Consider the following 18362-nt stretch of genomic DNA (forward strand, 5'->3'; position numbering starts at 1 on the left):
GCAGTACGACCTCGCCGGCCTCAACGCACCACAGATCGCACAAGCCGCCATCAGCGCCTTGGGCGTGGATCAGGCCACCAGGCCCGCCCGGGCCTGAACAGGGAAGGCTTCGCAAGCGGTGCGGCGCGTGGTCATGTGCGCCGCACCATTCCTCAGGGCCTCCCCTTGTCCACCGAGTTATCGCTGACCGGCCGCATCGTCGCGGCCAGCGCCCGCCGCCCGCTGGTGGTGGCCTTCCTTTCCCTCGCGATCGCCCTGAGCGCCCTCTTCTACACCACCCGCCACTTCGCGATGACCACGGACACCGCGGAGCTGATCTCGACCGACCTGCCCTGGCGGCAGCGCGAGCTGGCCTTCGCCGCCGCCTTTCCCCAGCAGCGGGACCTGATCCTGGCCGTGATCGACGGCGCGACACCCGAGCTGGCCGATGACGCCGCCGCCCGCCTCGCCGCCGCGCTGGAAGGGCGCCCGGACGTGTTCCGCACCGTCCGCCGCCCGGACTCAGGCCCGTTCTTCGAGCGTGAGGGGCTTCTCCTGCTTCCGCTGGCGGAGGTGCGCTCGGCGACCGAGCAGCTCGTCAACGCCCAGCCCTTCCTCGGCCCGCTGGCTGCCGATCCCAGCCTGCGCGGGGTGGCCGGCGTGATCGGCACGGCGCTGGAGGGCGTCGCGCGCGGCGATGCCGGCCTCGCCGACCTCCGGCCCGCCCTGTCCGCCCTCGCCCAGGCGCTGGAGGCCGCCGCCTCCGGCCGGCCGGCCTTTTTCTCCTGGCGCGCCCTTTTCGCCGGCACTCCGCCGGGACCGCGCGAAACGCGGCGTTTCATCCTCGTGCAGCCGGTGCTGGACTACGGCGCACTGCAACCTGCGGCGGCGGCCAGCGCCGCCCTGCGCTCCAGCGCCGCCGGGCTGGGGCTGGATGCCGCGCATGGGGTGACGGTGCGCCTCACCGGCCCCGTTCCCCTGGCCGACGAGGAGTTCGCCACGATCTCGGAGAATGCCGGGCTGGTGTCCGGCGCCATGCTGCTGGCGCTTCTGGGCATCCTGTGGCTGGCCGTGCGCTCCGCCCGGGTGGTGCTGGCCATCGTGGCGGCGACCTTTCTGGGCCTGGTGGTCACGGCGGGGCTGGGGCTGGCGGTGACGGGGCGCTTCAACCTGATCTCGGTTGCCTTCATCCCCCTCTTCGTGGGCCTGGGGATCGACTTCAACATCCAGCTCGCCGTCCGCGCGCTGGCGGAGCGGCAGCACGGCCGGGCCTTGCCCGATGCCCTGGCGGCGGCGGGCCGCGGGGTGGGCGGGGCGCTGGCCCTGGCGGCCGCGGCCATCGCGGCGGGCCTCTTCGCCTTTCTGCCGACCAGCTACATCGGCGTGGCGGAGCTGGGCGCCATCGCCGGCATCGGCATGGCCGTGGCCTTCGTGCTCAGCATCACGCTGCTGCCCGCCCTGCTGATGATCCTGCGTGCCGGGGCGGGCGGCCTGGCGGAAGGCAGCACCCACCTGCTCGCCCCGCTCGACCGGCTGGTGCACCGGCGCCGGGGGGCCGTGCTGGGGATCGCGGGCGCGGCGGCCGTGCTCTCCCTGGCCCTGGTGCCCTTTCTCCGCTTCGACTTCGACCCCCTGCACCTACGCAGCCCGGACGTGGAGTCCATGGCGACCCTGACCGACCTGATGGCGGACCCGGACCGCACACCCAACACCATCAGCGCGCTGGCCCCCTCCCTCGAAGCGGCCGCAGCCCTGGCCAAGCGGCTGGAGGCGCTGCCGCAGGTGTCGCACACCGTCAGCCTCTCGACCTTCATCCCGGCCGACCAGGAGGAGAAGCTCGCCCTGGTCGCGGACGCCGCCATGCTGCTCGGCCCGGCGCTGGAAGGGGTCGAGCCACTTCCCCCACCCTCCGACACGGAGCTGGTGCGGGCGCTGTCCACCACGGCGGCGGCGCTGCGGCGCGCGGCCGGGGACGCCCTCGATCCGGCTTCAACCGCCGCGCGCCGGCTGGCCGAGGCCATGGCCCGCCTGGAGGCCGGCCCGGCCGCGAACCGCCTCGCGGCGCAGGAGATGCTGGCGGCGCCCCTCCGCACCCTGCTGGCCCAGACCCGCGCGGTGCTCCAGGCGGGCCCCGTCACGAAAGCCTCCCTGCCGGCGGACCTCGTGGCGGATTGGGTGACCGCCGATGGGCGCGCGCGGGTCCAGGCCTTTCCCAGCGGCAATCCGAATGACGACGAAAACCTCCGCCGCTTCGCCGAGGCCGTCCAGGCCGTGGCCCCTGACGCGACCGGCACGCCCATTTCCATCCGGGGCGCGGGCGGCAGCATCGTGGAGGCCTTCATCCAGGCCGGCGTCCTGTCCTTCCTCGCGGTCACCGCACTGCTGGCCGTGGCGCTGCGGCGCGTGCGCGACGTGGCGCTGGCCATGTTGCCGGTGCTGCTGAGCGGGCTGCTGACCCTGGCCACCTGCACGGCGCTGGACCTGCCGCTGAACTTCGCCAACATCATCGCCCTGCCCCTTCTCTTCGGCATCGGGGTGGCCTTCAACATCTACTTCGTCATGGCCTGGCGCGCCGGCGAAACCGACCTGCTGCAATCCAGCCTGACCCGCGCGGTGGTGTTCAGCGCGCTCACCACGGCCACCGCCTTCGGGGCGCTCTGGCTCTCCAGCCATCCCGGCACGGCCAGCATGGGGCGGCTGCTGATGATCTCCCTGGGGTGGGAGCTCCTGGTGACGCTGCTGATCCGCCCGGCCCTGCTCGCGCGCCCTCCCGCGGACTGACCTCCTGCCCGGCGAGGCGGGTATCACAGGCTCGTGCATCCGGGGCGGCTGTGCCGGCGCGCGGCGCGGCCTATGCTTTGCAGATGATCCGCCGAATCCTCCCCCTCGTCCTCCTGGCCGCCTCGCTCGGAGCCTGCGCCACGCGGGGGCCGGGGGCGGAGGCCGCGGCAAGCCCCGGCGATCCGCTGGAACCCACCAACCGCCAGGTCCTCGACGTCAACATGGCGGTGGACGACGCCGTGCTGAAGCCGGTGGCCCAGGGCTATCGCGCGGCGGTGCCGGAATATGCCCGCACCCGCATCCGCAACGTGCTGGACAACATGGCGGAGCCGCGGATCTTCGCGAACAACGTGCTTCAAGGGCGCTTCCTGGACGCCGGGCACACCACCATGCGCTTCTTCTTCAACTCCACCGTCGGCGTCGCCGGCCTCTACGACGTCGCCACCGATTTCGGCATCGCCCGGCGCACGGGGGATTTCGGCCAGACGCTCTATTCCTGGGGCCTGGACGACGGTGCCTACCTGATGCTGCCCATCGCCGGCCCCTCCAACGTGCGGGACACGGTGGGCTTGGTGGCCGACGGCTTCCTGAATCCGATCAGCTGGGCGCTGCCCTTCAGCGGCAACGTGGCGCGCGCCGGCGTCGGCGGCGTGGACCTGCGCGAGCAGAACATCGAGAGCCTGGACGCGCTGCGCAGCGGCTCGCTCGACTTCTACGCCCGGCTCCGCAGCGTGTGGGAGCAGCGCCGCGACGCCGAGCTCGGCCGCACCGGCGACACCGGGGACCGGCTGGACGTGCTGGAGGATCCGGGTTCGGTCCCCAGCACGGTTCCCGCCGCGCGCTGAGCCGCCACGCCGGGGCTCAGCCCCGCAGCAGGTCCGCCGAGCGCCGGCGGAGTTCCGCCACCAGCCTGTCCGCCCCTCCCTCCCGCAGCACCGCCGAGAACTCGGAGCGGCGGGAGGCCAGCTCGCTGATCGTGCCGGTGAGATAAACGTCGACGATGCGCCACGCCCCTCCCTGGGCCGGGCGCAGGAGGTAGTTGAGCTGCACGGGGGTGTTGTTCACCCGGTTCAGCGTGGTGCGGACCAGGCGATCCCCATTGCCCAGTGTCGTCTCGCCCGTGGTGGTGAAGCTTTCGCCGGAGAAGCCGTCGAAGCGGTTGGCGTAGGTCGCGATCGACCATTCGGAGAAGGCCTGCACCAGCGCCGCCTGCTGCTCCGCGCCGATGCCCGACCAGGAAGGCCCGACGGCGATGCGGGTCATGGCCGGCAGGTCGAAGGCCGCCTGCATCACCGGCCGCAGCCGGTCCAGCCTTCCGCGAATGCCCAGGCGGCGCGCGTCTTGCATGACGCTGATCAGGCTCGCGTGAAGGCCTTCCACCACCGCCTGGGGGCTTGCCTGGGCCAGGGCCGGCAGTGCGGGCAAGGCCAGCAGGGCACCCAGCAGGATCCTGCGGCTCGGACGGACATCGAAAGAAATTTCGGGCGAGAGATGGTTCATGAAGGCTAACCTACCATGCCCGGCGAGGAACCTTCCATGAATGGCAACGCCTTGACGATCCGGCCGATCCCGGTCGCCTGGCGAGGCCATGTGGCACAAACAAGGGCTTAACCCCTCCCGGCCTCGTGCCGTTGCCCGGAGGGGGTAACAAAGGGTGTCAAACTCGGCAGACGACGCAACATCGCCCTTTCGATCCACCGTCGCACACGCGACATTGGAGGGGCTACCAGGCTGGAACATCCGCATGCGCGCAGTCTTCGCCGCCCTTCTCCTTGCCGTCGCCGCCACGATGCCCGCCCGGGCGCAGGAGGGGGTCCCGCCTGTATCCGTTGCCGCGGCGCCCGCAACGGTCGGCGCCGTGCCCGTGGAGGTGACGGCGAACGGCACGGCGCAGGCCGTCTCCGTCATCTCCGTCCGCTCCCGCGTGGATGGGCAGGTCGAGCGCGTGCACGTGGAGGAAGGGCAGCTTGTGAAGGCCGGGGACCTGCTCTTCACGCTGGATTCCCGCACCGCCCAGGCGCTGCTGGCCCAGCAGGAAGCCAACCTGGCCCGCGACCGCGCCCAGTTGGAGCGCGCCCAGTCCGATGCCCGGCGCTATGCCTCCCTCCGCTCCGATGCCTATGCCTCGGCGCAGCGGGCCGAGCAGGCGAGCGCCGACGCCACAGCCCTGGCCGCCACCGTGAAGGCCGATGAGGCCATCGTGGCCCAGACAAGGCTTTCGATCGACTTCGCCACGATCCGTGCCGAGGCCGCCGGCCGGCTCGGCTCCCTGCCGGTGAAGGCCGGGAACTTCGTCCGCGCCTCCGAGGGCGCGGTGCTGGCCACCATCACCCAGACCGACCCCATCCTGGTCGCCTTCTCCGTGCCCGAGCGCTGGCTGACGGAGTTGCGCGCCGCCCGCGCCCGCGGCGAGGCCGCCCGGGTCCGCGCCCAGGCCCCCGGCGAGGCCGGAACCCCCGCCCAAGGCGAGCTGGTCTTCGTCGACAGCGCCGTGGACACCGCCACCGGCACGATCCAGCTCAAGGCGCGTTTCCCGAACGAGGCCTCGCGGCTCTGGCCCGGCCAATACCTCGAGGTGGTCATGATCCCGCGCACCGATGCCCAGGCCACCTCCGTTCCCGTTGCCGCCGTGCGCGTGGGGCAGGGCGGCAACTTCCTCTACGCCGTCACGCCCGAGAACACCGCCCGCCGCGTGCAGGTGAAGGTGCTGCGCTACGCCTCCGGCCGCGCCGTGATCGACGGTGGGGTGGCGGACGGCGAACGGGTGGTGACGGAGGGGATCGAGCGGCTGCGCGACGGCGCCAGCGTCGCGGTGCGCGCGCCCGGCACGCCCCCCGGGAGCCGGCCGCAGGCCCAAGGCGCAAACCCGGGCGCAACCCAGGGGGCGCAGCAGGCGCAGGCGGACGCCCGATGAACCTTTCCGCCGTCTTCATCCGCCGCCCGGTCATGACCGGGCTGCTGTCCTGCGCCATCGTGCTGGCGGGGATCATGGGCTACCTGTCCATGCCCGTGGCCGCCGTGCCGCGGGTGGACTTTCCGGTGATCACCGTCAGCGCCCAGCTTCCCGGCGCCAGCCCGGACACGATGGCGACCTCCGTCGCCCTGCCGATGGAGCGGGAGTTCTCCACCATCACGGGGATCGACCAGATCTCCTCCACCTCCGGCCAGGGCACGACGCAGATCACCCTGCAGTTCGTGCTGAGCCGCAACATCGATGCGGCGGCGCAGGACGTGCAGGCGGCGCTGACCCGCGCCCAGCGGCGCCTGCCGATCGAGATGACGCAGCCGCCCTCCTACCGCAAGGCCAACCCGGCCGACGCGCCGGTGGTGCTGCTGACGCTTTCGGGCGGCGACGTGCCGCTCTACCAGCTGAACGACATCGCCTCGACCCTGGTCTCCCCTGCCCTTTCCCGGGTGCCCGGGGTGGCGCAGGTCGTCACCTATGGCGAGCAGCTCTTCTCCGTCCGCGTGCGGATGCGTCCCGACCGGCTGGCCTCCATGGGGCTCACGCTGGACCAGGTGGGCAGCGCCGTGGCCACGGCCAATTCCAACACGCCGGTCGGCACCCTCAGCGGACAGCGCCAGCAGCTCGTGCTGCGCGCCAACGACCAGCCGCCGGATGCCGAGGCCTTCGGCAACCTCGTGATCGCCGGGCGCGCCGGGGCTCCCGTGCGCCTGTCGGACGTGGCGGACGTGGTGGACGGCGTGCAGAACGACCGCGTCGCCTCCTACCGCAACGGGGTGCGCGGCCTGACCCTGGCGGTGCAGCGCCAGCCGGACGCCAACACGGTGGAGGTGGTGGACGGCGTCGTCGCCGCCCTGCCCGCCCTTCGCGCCGCCCTGCCGCCGGGCTCGAAGATCGAGGTGGCGCTGGACCGCTCCGCCTCCATCCGCGCCGCCGTGCACGACGTGCAGGAAAGCCTGCTGATCGCGGTCGGGCTCGTGGTGCTGGTGGTGTGGCTGTTCCTGCGGCGCCTGCTGGCGACCCTGATCCCCATGATCGCCGTGCCGATCTCGCTCTGCGGCACCTTCGGGCTGATGTACCTGCTCGGCTACGGCATCGACAACGTGACCCTGCTGGCGCTGACGCTGGCCGTGGGGCTGGTGGTGGACGACGCCATCGTGATGCTGGAATCGATCGTACGGCACGTCGAGGAAGGGATGAACCCCTTCGAGGCGGCGCTGAAGGGATCGCGCGAGATCGGGTTCACCATCATCTCGATCACCCTGTCCCTGACGGCGGTCTTCCTGCCGATCCTGCTGATGGGCGGCGTGGTGGGGCGCGTGTTCAACGCCTTCGCGGCCACCGTCTCGCTCGCGGTCCTGGTGTCCTGCTTCGTGTCGCTCACCCTCACCCCGCTGATGGCCTCCTGGCTGCCGGCGCATTCCGCGCCGGGCCGGGTGGATGCCTTCCTTGAGCGCGGCTTCAAGGCGGTGGAGCGCGGCTATGGCTGGATGCTGAACCTGGCGCTCCGCTTCCGGCTGGTGGTCTGGGCGCTGTTCTTCGCCTCTCTGGTCGCCGCCGGCTGGCTGGCGGTCGCCATGCCCAAGGGCTTCTTCCCCATCGAGGACACCGGCCTCGCCAACGGCGCCACCGAGGGGCCGCGCGACGCCTCCTACGAGGCCATGGTGGAGCTGCAGGGGGAGGTCGCCCGGATCATCCAGGCCAATCCCTACGTCCAGACCGTCGCTTCCAACGTGGGCGCGGTGGGGCAGAGCCTGTCGATCAACCAGGGCCGCATGTTCATCGAGCTGAAGCCCCGGAACGAGCGCCCGCCCGTGCAGGAGGTGATCCAGCAGCTTCGCCGCGAGACCTCCCGCGTGCCGGGCATGCAGGTCTTCCTCCAGCCGATCCAGAACCTGAACTTCGGCGCCCGCCAGTCCCGCACCCTCTACATCTACACGCTCCAGGGGCTGGAATCGGGGCCGCTCTACGACTTCTCGCAGCGCCTCGCGGCCCGCCTGCGGTCGAGCCCATTGTTGCAGGACGTGAACACCGACCTTCAGCTCGACGCCCCCGTGGTGTCCGTGCAGGTGGACCGCGACCGGGCCGCGGCGCTCGGCGTGAACGTGGACCAGGTGCGCCAGGCCCTTTATTCGGCCTTCGGCGCGCGGCAGGTCTCCACCATCTATGCCCAGGCCAACGCTTATCCCGTGATCGTGGAGGCCCTGCCCGAGGATCAGCGGGACGAGACGGGGCTGCAGAAGATCTATCTCCGCTCCAACACCGGGCGGCTGGTTCCCCTGAGCGCCCTGGCCACGGTGCAGCGCAGCACCGGCCCGCTGACGGTCGGGCACCAGGGCCAGCTTCCCGCCGTGACCATCGGCTTCAACGTGGCGCCGGGCGTCTCGCTCGGCGCGGCGACGGAGGCCATCCAGGCGGCACAGGCCGAACTCCAGCCGCCCCTGGGCGTGATCGGCGCCTTCTCGGGCACCGCGCAGGTGTTCCAGCAGGCGCTGGCGGGCCAGGGCATGCTGATCCTGGCCGCGGTGCTGGTGATGTACGTGGTGCTGGGCGTCCTCTACGAGAGCCTGGTCCATCCGCTGACCATCCTGTCCGGCCTGCCGGCCGCCGCCCTCGGCGCGCTCGCGACTCTCTGGCTGTTCGGGATGGACCTGTCGGTGATCGGCGTGATCGGCGTGCTGCTGTTGATCGGGCTGGTGAAGAAGAACGCCATCATGATCGTGGACGTGGCCCTTTCCCGCCAGCGGGAAGGCGCCGACCCGCTCTCGGCGGTGCGGGATGCCTGCCTGCTGCGGTTCCGCCCGATCATCATGACCACGCTGGCGGCCGCCGCGGGCGCCGTGCCGATCGCGGCGGGCTGGGGCGCCGCGGCGGAGCTTCGCCAGCCCCTGGGCCTCGCGGTGGTGGGCGGGCTCGCGGTCAGCCAGGCACTGACGCTCTTCGTGACCCCCGTGCTCTATCTGGGCTTCGATGCGCTGGCCAGCGCGGCGGGGCGCCTGCGCCGGGGTTCGCGCGCCGCGCCGCAGGGGGCTCATCCGGCTCCCGCCGAATAGGCGTGAGGCACCGACGAAGGCCGCCCGGGAAGCCGGGCGGCCTTTTTCATGCGTTCCCTCTCAGGACCGGGCGGGAAAGCCGTAGAGGTCGGCCGGGTTGTCCGCCAGCATGCGCCGCCACACGGTCTCATCCCCGAGCCAGCCGCCGATGCGCGAGAGGGCGCGGCGGTCGTCGACGGCCTCGAAGGGTTCCACGGCGGACGGCGCCGCGGCCCGGTTGCGGCTGGTATGGGGCCAGTCGCTGCCCCAGAGCAGCCGCTCCGGCGCGGCGCGGGCGAGTTCGCCGACGAGGGCCGCGAGACCGGGCGCGGCGTCGGGGTCAGCCACCACGCGGTGGGGCGCCGAGAGCTTCACATGCGCGCCCTCGGTCGCCACCAGGCGCAGGAGCGCGGCCCCGGCTTCCCGCAGCGGCACGCCGCCCCGTGCGACTAGGCCGAAATGGTCGATCACCACGGGCAGCCCCGCCCCGCGGATCGCGGGGCCCAGCGCCGAGACGACGTGATGGGCCGCGAAGACCTGCAGGTGCCACCCGCTTCCCCGGAGCCGGCCGGCGAAGCGCTCCAGCACACGGGCCGCCGCCGAGGCGTCATCCTGCCCGCCGGTGTGAAGGTTGAGGCGGACGCCCCGCGCGCCGCGCGCGTGCAGCGCCGCCAGGGCGGCGTCGTCCACATCGGGCTCCAGCACCAGCACGGCCCGCGCCCGGCTGCCGAGGGCGGTCACGGCATCGAGGGTGCAGCGGTTGTCCGTGCCGTAGACGCTGGGCTGCACCACCACCACACGATCCAGCCCGTGGGCGCCGAGAAAGGCCGCGAGGTCGGGCAGGTCCGCCCGGCCCGGCGTGTAGGCGCGCGCGGGATCGAAGGGATAGGCCGCGGGGTCGCCGAAGGCGTGGACGTGGCAATCCGTGCTGCCGGCGGGCATGTCCATGGTGCCCATCAGTCGAGCGTCGCGCCGGAGGCCTGCACCACCGGCCCCCAGTAGCGCATCTGCTGGTCCCAGAAGGCCGTGAACTCCGCGGGGCGGGAGCCCACGGGATCGACGCCGATCTCCACCATGCGCTGGCGGCAGCCCGGTTCCCGCACCGCCTTCACCGCGGCATCGGCCAGCCGCTCGATCAGCGGCCCCGGGGTGGCGGCGGGGGCGAAGAGGCCATGCCAGATATAGGTCTCGTAGCCGGGCAGCCCGGCCTCGGCGATGGTGGGCACGTCGGGCAGCAGCGGCACGCGCTGCGCGGTGCTGACGCCCAGCGCGCGGAAGCGGCCGTCGCGCACGAAGGGCAGCAGGGCCGGAATGACGTTGATCATGAAGTCGATGTTGCCTGCCATCATGTCGTTGATGGCCGGCCCCTCGCCGCGATACGGCACATGCGTCGCCTCGACCCCCGCCATGCGCGTGAACAGCGCGGAGGAGAGGTGCAGGATCGTGCCGGGGCCGGATGAGCCGTAGCTGTAGCCGCCGGGCTTCGCGCGCAGCAGCGCGACGAAGTCCTGCACGGTGCGGGCGGGGATCTCGGCGCGGATGGCCAGCACGTTGGGCGCCAGCCCGACCTGGCTGACCGCCGCGAAATCCCGCCGGATGTCATAGGGCAGGTTCTTGTAGAGAAAGCCGTTCAGCACCGCGGAGGACACGGTGTGCAGCGCGATGGTGTAGCCATCGGGCGCCGACTTCGCGACCGCGTCCGTGCCGATCGTGCCGCCCGCGCCGCCGCGGTTCTCCACAACAACCGGCTGGCCCAGGAAGGGTGCCATGCAGGAGGCGACCAGCCGCGCCACGATGTCGGCCGTGCCGGCGGCGGCGAAGGGCACCACCATTCGCACGGGCCGGGTGGGGTAGTCCGGCGCCTGGGCCGTGGCCGGCGCGGCGAGCGCCGCCCAGCCCGCGGCGGCGAGCGCGATCAGGGTCCGCATGGGGTGTGTCCCTCCCTTCGTCGGTCCATGGGTGCGTCAGTCCACGGTGATGCGCGCGTCCCGCACCACCTCGGCCCATTTGCGGCGCTCGGCGGCGGCGAAGGCCGCAAAGGCCTCGGGCGAATTGCCGGAGGGCTCGGCGCCGTCGTCGGCGATGCGGGCGCGGACATCGGGAGCCGACAGCGCGGCGGCGATCTCGCGCTGCAGGCGGTCCACGATCGGGCGCGGCGTGCCGGCCGGGGCCATGATCCCGTACCAGGCGGCCATCTCGTAGCCAGGCACCCCCGCCTCGGCGACCGTGGGCAGGTCGGGCAGCGCGGGCACGCGGGTGGCGGAGGTGACGGCCAGGGCCCGGACCAGCCGGTCCCGCACCAGCCCGATGGAAGAGGGGATGGTGGCCGGCATCATCTCCAGCGTGCCCGCCACGAGGTCGTTCAGTGCCGGCCCCGCGCCGCGATAGGGCACGTGCTGGATCTCGATGCCGGCCCTGAGCGCGAAATAGGCGCCCGCCAGGTGATTGGCCGAGCCGTTGCCGGCGGAGCCGTAGTTCAGCGCCCCCGGCCTGGCCTTCGCCATAGCGATCAACCCGGCAAGGTCCGTGGCCGGCACCTTCGGGTTGACCAGGATCAGCATCGGTGCCGCGGCCAGCAGGGTGACCGCCGTCAGCGCCTCGGCGGGATCGGGGCGAAGATTGCGGAAGAGGCTGGGGTTGACCGCGATGGGGCCGATATTGCCGACCAGCAGGGTGTAGCCGTCCGGCGCGGCCTCGGCCGCGATGCCGGTCGCCAGGTTGCCCGCGCCCCCCGGGCGGTTGTCCACCACCACCGGCACGCCCAGGCGCTGCCCGGCGCGCTCGGCAACCGCGCGGGCCATCACGTCGGTCCCGCCGCCGGCGCTGTAGGGCACGATCAGGCGGATGGGGCGGCTGGGCCACCCCTCCGCCGCGCCCTGCGCCACCGCGGGTCCCGCGAGCAGCGCGAGCCCCGCGCCGAGGGAGCGGCGGTGGATCATGCGGCCCGCGCTTCCGCCAGCCGCGCGACGATCGCCTGCCCCGTGGCCTTTGTCCCGAGCCGCCCGCCGATGTCGGAGGTGGATTCGCCCGCCGCCACCGCCTCCGCCACCGCGGCCTCGATCGCGCGGCTGGCGGCGGCAAAGGCGCTGCTGCCCAGCCGCTCCGCGTGCCAGTCGAGCAGTTGCGCGGCCGAGAGGATGAGGGAAAGTGGGTTGGCGCGGTCCTGCCCGGCGATGTCGGGCGCCGAGCCGTGCGCCGCCTGCGCCATGGCGTAGCGCGCGCCGGCGTTCACCGAGCCGCCCAGCCCGATGCTGCCCGACAACTCGGCCGTCAGGTCCGAGAGGATGTCGCCGAACATGTTGGTGGTGACGATCACGTCGAAGTTCTGGGGGGCGCGCACCACATGGGCGCACATCGCGTCGATGATGATCTCGTCCAGCACGATGCCCGGGAACTCGGCCGCGACCTTGCGGCATTCGTCGAGAAAAATGCCGTCGCCGATCTTGAGCACGTTGGCCTTGTGCACGGCGGTGACATGCTTCTTCCGGGTCGCGGCCAGGCGGAAGGCGGCGCGAGCGATGCGCTCGCAGCAGAGCCGCGTGATGCGGCGGAGCGAGATGCAGACATCGGGCGTCACCAGGATCTCGCTGCCGCCGGATTCCATGTTGCGGTCGGCGTAGAAGCCCTCGGTGTTCTCGCGCACCACGATCAGGTCGAACTCCGCCGCCGCGTGGTGGCGCACGCCCGGATAGGTGCGGGCCGGCCGCACATTGGCGAAGAGGTCGAGGTTCTTGCGGAAGAACATGGAAGGGTTGATGCCGCCCTTGCTCTCGTCCGTGTAGTCGAAGGTGGACATGGGGCCGAGCACCAGCCCGTCCGCCGCGCGCACCTTGTCCAGCAGCTCCGGCCGCACGGTGGTGCCGTGGCGCTTGAGGCTCTCGTGCCCGGCCATGTCGGGGTCGAGCCGGAGGCCGAGGCCGAAGCGCGTGGAGGCGGCCTCGAGCACGGCGACGGTGGCCTCCGTGATCTCCGGCCCGATGCCGTCCCCGGGCAGGACCACCAGGTGCATCGCGTTGCTCAATGACATCAGTCGCAGTCTCCGAATAAGCGGCCCCTACTGGGCCGAAACCTTGGCGGCGCGGATCACCGGTTCCCACAGCGTGAACTCGTCGCGCACGAAGCCGTCGAGTTCGGCCGGCGCGGAGCCCTCGGCCTCCGTGCCGAGTTCGGCGAGCCGCGCCTTCACCGCGGGGTCGCCGAGGATCTCGCGCAGGGCGGCGCTGAAGCGGGCCACGATCTCGGGCGGCGTGGCGCGGGGCGCGAAGAGCGCGGTCCAGGAGCGCACGGCGAAGTCCTGCACGCCGAGCTCGGTCACGGTGGGGATGTCGGGCTTGAGCGCCGAGCGCTTCTCCCCGGCCACGGCCAGGATCTTCACCGTGCCGGCCTCGCCCTGGGGCAGCGCCGTCGGCAGGTTGAGGAAGGCGAGCGAGACCTGCCCGGCCACGAGGTCGTTCAGCGCGGGCCCGCCGCCGCGATAGGGAACATGGACGATGTCCACCCCCGCCCGCATGGCGAAGAGCTCCCCCGCCAGGTGCTGCGACCCGCCGACGCCGGACGATGCGAAGGAGTGCTTCCCGGGTTCGCGCTTGAGCAGCGCGAGCAGCCCCGCGAGGTCGGACGCGCCGAGCCGCCTGGCGACGGTCAGCGCCAGCGGCACGTCCGCCAGCATGGAAACCCCGGCAAAGGCCTGGCGCGGGTCCGGCATGCTACCCGGTGCGACGATCGGGTACATCACGTGGTTGCTGGCGGAGGAGACGAGAAAGACGGTGCCGTCCGCCGGCGCACGCGCCACCGCGGCCGTGCCGATGGAACCGCCCGCCCCCGTGCGGTTCTCCACCACGAAGGACCCGCCCAGCATCGCCTGCAGCTTCGGCGAGAGCAGCCGCGCCACCACGTCGGTGGAGCCGCCGGCGGCGTAGGGCACCACAAGCGTCACCGGCCTCTCCGGCCAGCGCTGCGCGAGCGCGGGCGCCGCGAGGATCGCGCCCGATGCGGCCAGCAGGCCGCGCCGCTTGATCATCATCCGTTTACTCCCTTCTGCGTGCCCGCTTCGAAGCCGGCGCTTGCAAGCCAACCCATGCGCTTGCGACCATGATGGAAGACGGCCGCCGCAGAATGGCTGTACCGGAGGAATCGATGACCGCCACCCGCCGCGCGCTGCTTCTTTCCAGCCCCTTGCTTGCCAAGCCCGCCCTCGCGCAGCGCCGCTGGCCGGAGAGGCCGGTGCGCATCGTCGTGTCCTTCACGGCGGGCGGCACCACGGACATCATCGCGCGCATCGTCGGGAACCTGCTCTCGGAGCGCTGGGGACAGCCGGTGGTGATCGAGAACCGCGCGGGCGCGGGGGGCAACATCGGCACCGAATACGTCGCGCGTTCGGCGCCCGACGGCTACACGCTGCTGGTCGCCTCCGTGGGTCCGCTGGCGGTGAACCAGTCGCTCTACCGCACCATGCCCTACGACACGCGCCGCGACCTCGCGCCCGTCACGCTGCTGGCGAACGTGCCGAACATCCTGGTGGTGGCACCGGACTCGCCCGCGCGCGGCGTGGCGGACCTGGTGGCGCTGGCGAAGGCGCGGCCGGGCCAGCTTTCCTACGGCTCGACCGGCGTGGGCACATCCTCGCACCTGTCCAGCGCCATGATGGACCAGATGGCAGGCGTGCAGACCACGCACGTGCCCTATCGCGGGGCGGTCGCGCTGAACGACCTGATGAGCGGGCGCATCGACTTCATGTTCGCCACCATCCCCTCCGTGATCGAGCAGATCCGGGGCGGCAAGCTGCGGGCGCTGGCGGTGTCCACGCTGAAGCGCTCGCGCTCCTCGCCGGATGTGCCGACCATGGAGGAGCAGGGCTTTCCCGGCTTCGACGCATCCTCCTGGTTCGGCATCCTGGGCCCGGCCGGCATCCCGCGGGAGGTGGTGGACCGCGCATCGGCCGATGCAGCCGCCGCCATGCGCCGGCCCGACATCGAGCGCCAGATGGTGGAGCAGGGCGCCGATCCCGTGGGCAGCACGCCCGCCGAGTTCGGCACCTTCCTGGATGCGGAGATCGCGCGCTGGGCGGGCATCGTCCGCCTGTCCGGCGCCAGCGTGAACTAGCGCCACGCGCATCATTCCGCGTAGGTCGGGTCGAGCCTGTCCAGCATGCGCAGCAGGCCCGGCCATTCCATCAACCCGTAGGGGCGGCGGACATTGGGCTGGTAGTTCTGGAAGGTCGCATCCAGCACGGGCTGCGGCACCGGGTGCAGCGGCGTGTTGCAGGACATGGCGGCAATCTGCGCGCGGCAGGACAGCTCCAGCCGGTGCAGCGCGTTGAAGGCCTCGCCCACCGAGCGGCCGACGGTCAGCAGGCCGTGGTTGCGCAGGATCATGGCGTTGTTGTCACCGAGGTTGGCGACCAGCGCGTCCTGCTCCGCAAGGTCCAGCACCACGCCCTGGTACTCGTGGTAGCTGATCCGGGTGAAGCGCATCGCCGTCTGCGTCATCGGCAGCAGCCCGCATTCCAGCGAGGACACCGCCATGCCCGGCCAGGTGTGCGTGTGGATCACGCAGTCCAGCTCGTGCTTCGCGCGGTGGATGGCGGAGTGGATGACGTAGCCCGCGCGGTTGATGCCATAGTCGAAGTCGCCGTAGTCGGGCTTGTCGAGGATGGTGCCGTCGATGTCGACCTTGATGAGGGCGGAGGCCGTCATCTCCTCGTACATCATGCCGTAGGGGTTGATGAGGAAGGCATTGTCCTCGCCTGGCACGCGGACGGAGATGTGGTTCGCCATCATGTCCGCCATGCCGTAATGGGCAACGAGGCGGTAGCAGGCGGCGCAGTCGATGCGCGCCTGCCATTCCGCGGGGGTCACGCGCTCCCGCATCGGGGTGATCCGCAGCGTCTTCTTCGCGTGTTCCAGCATGGGCTTTCCTCCTCCGTTCCGCGCCTGCGCGGCCGTTGCGGGCATGTTGCGCCCGCATGTTCCGCCTGGCCGCGCCATCCCGCCAGGGTTTTCCCGCCCCCGGCGTCTTCCCGAAGCCGCGAGCCTCAGGCCGCGGAGCCGAGCGCCCGGTCGGAGGGCGCGGTGCCCGGAGGCGGCGGCGTCGGGTGCCGCTCCAGTGCGTGGCGCAGCAGGGCGGCCGAGCGGTAAACCCCGTGCACCATCTTCGAGTAGGGGATCACCAGGAACAGGGCCAGGATGATGCCGAGATGGACGGCCAGCAGCACGCCCATGGCCCCGGTCTCGCGCAGAGCCAGCAGCAGCAGCCCGGTGGACGCCGTGAGCAGCAGCAGCACCAGCAGCGCGTAATCCGCGCCCAGCAGGTTGCGCGCGGCCGGCGCGGGATCGGAGACGATCTTGGCCCAGATCAGCCCGGCCGTGCCAACCACCATCCCGATCCCGCCCCAGAAGCCGAGCTGCACGGGCAGGCTGAAGAAAGCATAGGGCGCCTCCAGCCCAAGGAAGTGGTCGTACACGGTCGCCGTGCTGGTGGAGGCGAAGCAGAGCAGGAACCCGTAGAACATCGCGTGGTGGAAGCGCCGGCGGGACTGGGAGAAGGCCTCGTCGCGGTCGTTGCAGCCCCCTCCCCCGCCGCCCAGGTTCTTCAGCGTGAGGATGTCGTGCAGCGCCACCATCAGCGGCCGGCCGCGCGTCAGCTCATCCGCCCGCCCGCCGGTGTCGCGCCAGAAGTTGCGGAAGCCCATCACCAGGGCGAGGATGGAGAAGAGGAAGGTGCCGCCCGCCAGCGTGGTCATCAGCCACCACGGGATCACGCGGTAGAAGGCGCCCGGCCCGACCTGCGGCTGGTACAGCACGCGATGGTCCACCAGGGCCATGGTCAGCAGCAGCACCAGCGCGATGCCGGCCGCGGCCACCAGCGACACCACCGTGCCGTTGCGCTTGAACAGCCCCGCCAGCGGCCCCGGCCAGGCATATTCCTCGTAGGTGTCCGCCCTCACCTGGGCCAGCACCTGCGGCACGTTGATGTTGAAGGGGTGCGGCGGCGCGTACTGGCAGGCGTAGTAGCAGCCCTTGCAGTTGTGGCAGAGGTTGGCGATGTAGCTGAGGTCCCCGGTGGAGAACTCGCGGCGCATCGTCATCGCCGGGAAGACGGCGCAGAAGCCCTCGCAGTAGCGGCAGGCGTTGCACACCTCCATCGCGCGGCGGGCTTCGGTGGTGGCCTCAGTTTCGCGCATTCTTCGCGGCCTCCCTGCCTGCGATCCGTCCGAAGACGGTGCCGATCGCCATGCCGAAGCCGGCGAGGTAGCCCTTGCCGAGGATGGAGCCGGCCATGATCTCGCCCGAGGCGAAGAGGTTCGCGCAGGGGCGCCCGTCGTCCATCCGCACCCGCGCCGTCTCGTCCACCTTCACGCCGAGATAGGTGAAGGTGATGCCCGGGCGCAGCGGATAGCCGATGAAGGGCGGGTCCGTGATCGGCCGCGCCCAGTGGGTCTTCGGCGGATCGAGCCCTTCGGTGCGGCAGCCGTCCAGCCGCGTGCCGTTGAACTCGCCGGGCACGCAGGCCGCGTTGAACTGCGCGACCGTTTTCTCCACCGCCGCCGGATCGAGGCCCAGCTTCACCGCCAGCTCCCCCACCGTGTCCGCCTTGATGGCCGGGAACACGGAAGGCATGAACAGCCGCTCGGCCTTGGAATCGATGATCGAATAGGCGACCTGGTCCGGCTGCTGCGCGACGAGCCGCCCCCAGATGGCATAGCGCTTGGGCCAGACATCCTCGCCCTCGTCGTAGAAGCGCTGTCCGTGCTTGTTCACCACCACCGAGAAGGGCACGCAGTCCAGGCGCGTGACGATGCCGCCGTCGTATTTCGGCGCGCGCCCGTCGATCGCCACCGCATGGCACTGGGAGGGATCGCCGACGGAGGCGATGCCCTGGTCCAGCAGGTTCCGCAGCACCTTGCCCTGGGCATAGGGCGTGCCGCGCACCAGGAAGTTCTGCGCGGCTTCTCCCCATCCGTCCTTCAGCCATTCGAGGTTCGCCTGGAAGCCGCCGGATGAGGCGATGACGACCTTGGCCCGGACCGTCTCGGGGAAGCCGCGGTGGTCGATCACCACCTCCCGCACGAAGCCGTCGTCCATCTTCAGGTCGACCGCCTCGGTGTCGTAGAGGATGTCGATGCCCAGCCGCTCGGCCGTCGCGAAATAGGCGTTCACCAGCGCCTTGCCGCCGCCGAGGAAGAAGAGGTTCGTGCGGGACAGGCTCAGCGTGCCGGAAAGCGAGGGCTGGAAGCGCACCCCGCAGGCCTCCATGAAGGGCAGCGCGTCATGCGTCAGGCGGATGGTCATCCGCGCCAGGTTCTCGTCGGTCTGCCCGCCGGTGACGCGCAGCAGGTCGTCCCAGTACTCGTCCTCCAGGTAGCTCTCGGTCAGCACCTTGGTGGGCTCGGGATGCATGGTCCGCATGTTGCGCGTGTGGCGGCTGTTGCCGCCGCGCATGGGCTTGGGGGCGTGCTCGATCAGCAGCACCGAGCAGCCGGCCTGGCGCGCGGTCACCGCGGCGCAGAGGGCGGCGTTGCCCCCGCCGATCACCAGCACGTCCCAGATGCGCGAGAAATCCGGCATCGCCGCTCGTGTCCCCCCGAATGTATACCGGCGGATACG

At 71.6% G+C, this 18362-nt stretch carries 14 protein-coding genes; 5 read left to right on the forward strand and 9 right to left on the reverse strand.

All coding sequences use genetic code 11. From position 1 onward, the window contains the following. Positions 1-165: 165 nt before the first annotated feature. Together ACFFIC_RS06495 and ACFFIC_RS06500 are read left to right on the forward strand one after the other, a co-directional pair. Positions 166-2760, forward strand: coding sequence for an MMPL family transporter (locus ACFFIC_RS06495; protein WP_377049353.1), 2595 nt, complete (start codon positions 166-168; stop codon positions 2758-2760). A gap of 83 nt (positions 2761-2843) precedes the next feature. Further along, a complete protein-coding gene (locus ACFFIC_RS06500; protein ID WP_377049354.1) occupies positions 2844-3605 on the forward strand; it encodes an MlaA family lipoprotein in 762 nt (253 codons plus the stop codon). A 16-nt stretch (positions 3606-3621) separates the two neighbouring features. Here ACFFIC_RS06500 and ACFFIC_RS06505 read toward each other — a convergent pair whose 3' ends face one another. Continuing rightward, positions 3622-4260 (reverse strand): ABC transporter substrate-binding protein, encoded by a 639-nt coding sequence (locus ACFFIC_RS06505; protein WP_377049355.1) that lies wholly within the window; start codon positions 4258-4260, stop codon positions 3622-3624. A gap of 244 nt (positions 4261-4504) precedes the next feature. Between ACFFIC_RS06505 and ACFFIC_RS06510 the strand changes: the two genes are divergently transcribed. Beyond that, complete coding sequence (locus tag ACFFIC_RS06510; RefSeq protein ID WP_377049356.1) at positions 4505-5674, forward strand: efflux RND transporter periplasmic adaptor subunit; 1170 nt, start codon at positions 4505-4507, stop codon at positions 5672-5674. Continuing rightward, on the forward strand, positions 5671-8778 hold the full coding sequence (locus ACFFIC_RS06515; RefSeq protein ID WP_377049357.1) for an efflux RND transporter permease subunit: 3108 nt from the start codon (positions 5671-5673) through the stop codon (positions 8776-8778). The genes ACFFIC_RS06510 and ACFFIC_RS06515 overlap by 4 nt, the downstream gene beginning before the upstream one ends. A 60-nt stretch (positions 8779-8838) precedes the next feature. On the opposite strand, the gene ACFFIC_RS06520 is transcribed toward ACFFIC_RS06515, so the two are convergent. Genes ACFFIC_RS06520 through ACFFIC_RS06540 form a run of 5 tightly spaced genes read right to left on the reverse strand, consistent with a single transcriptional unit; the run spans position 8839 to position 13780 of the window. Continuing rightward, a complete protein-coding gene (locus ACFFIC_RS06520; protein ID WP_377049358.1) occupies positions 8839-9705 on the reverse strand; it encodes an amidohydrolase family protein in 867 nt (288 codons plus the stop codon). 8 nt (positions 9706-9713) lie between these two features. Further along, positions 9714-10685, reverse strand: a complete 972-nt coding sequence (locus ACFFIC_RS06525) for a tripartite tricarboxylate transporter substrate binding protein (protein ID WP_377049359.1) — start codon at positions 10683-10685, stop codon at positions 9714-9716. A 36-nt stretch (positions 10686-10721) separates the two neighbouring features. Then, positions 10722-11696, reverse strand: coding sequence for a Bug family tripartite tricarboxylate transporter substrate binding protein (locus ACFFIC_RS06530; protein WP_377049360.1), 975 nt, complete (start codon positions 11694-11696; stop codon positions 10722-10724). Then, on the reverse strand, positions 11693-12784 hold the full coding sequence (locus ACFFIC_RS06535; RefSeq protein ID WP_377049361.1) for an isocitrate/isopropylmalate dehydrogenase family protein: 1092 nt from the start codon (positions 12782-12784) through the stop codon (positions 11693-11695). The genes ACFFIC_RS06530 and ACFFIC_RS06535 overlap by 4 nt, the downstream gene beginning before the upstream one ends. A gap of 27 nt (positions 12785-12811) precedes the next feature. After that, positions 12812-13780: a Bug family tripartite tricarboxylate transporter substrate binding protein gene (locus ACFFIC_RS06540; RefSeq protein WP_377049362.1), complete on the reverse strand. Its 969-nt coding sequence runs from the start codon at positions 13778-13780 to the stop codon at positions 12812-12814. A 113-nt stretch (positions 13781-13893) separates the two neighbouring features. On the opposite strand from ACFFIC_RS06540, the gene ACFFIC_RS06545 reads away from it, so the two are divergent. Next, positions 13894-14859, forward strand: a complete 966-nt coding sequence (locus ACFFIC_RS06545; protein WP_377049363.1) for a tripartite tricarboxylate transporter substrate binding protein — start codon at positions 13894-13896, stop codon at positions 14857-14859. A gap of 11 nt (positions 14860-14870) precedes the next feature. Here the strand turns inward: ACFFIC_RS06545 and ACFFIC_RS06550 are convergent, their stop codons facing one another. From ACFFIC_RS06550 to tcuA, 3 genes are all read right to left on the reverse strand, one after another. Continuing rightward, positions 14871-15665, reverse strand: coding sequence for a class II aldolase/adducin family protein (locus ACFFIC_RS06550; RefSeq protein ID WP_377049364.1), 795 nt, complete (start codon positions 15663-15665; stop codon positions 14871-14873). 125 nt (positions 15666-15790) lie between these two features. Further along, positions 15791-16939: a tricarballylate utilization 4Fe-4S protein TcuB gene (gene tcuB, locus ACFFIC_RS06555; protein ID WP_377049365.1), complete on the reverse strand. Its 1149-nt coding sequence runs from the start codon at positions 16937-16939 to the stop codon at positions 15791-15793. Next, positions 16926-18323, reverse strand: a complete 1398-nt coding sequence (gene tcuA / locus ACFFIC_RS06560) for an FAD-dependent tricarballylate dehydrogenase TcuA (RefSeq protein ID WP_377049366.1) — start codon at positions 18321-18323, stop codon at positions 16926-16928. The genes tcuB and tcuA overlap by 14 nt, the downstream gene beginning before the upstream one ends. Positions 18324-18362 lie beyond the last annotated feature (39 nt).

The sequence above is a fragment of the Muricoccus vinaceus genome (genome assembly GCF_042433125.1).
In the GTDB taxonomy this organism is placed as follows: Bacteria; Pseudomonadota; Alphaproteobacteria; order Acetobacterales; family Acetobacteraceae; genus Roseomonas; species Roseomonas vinacea.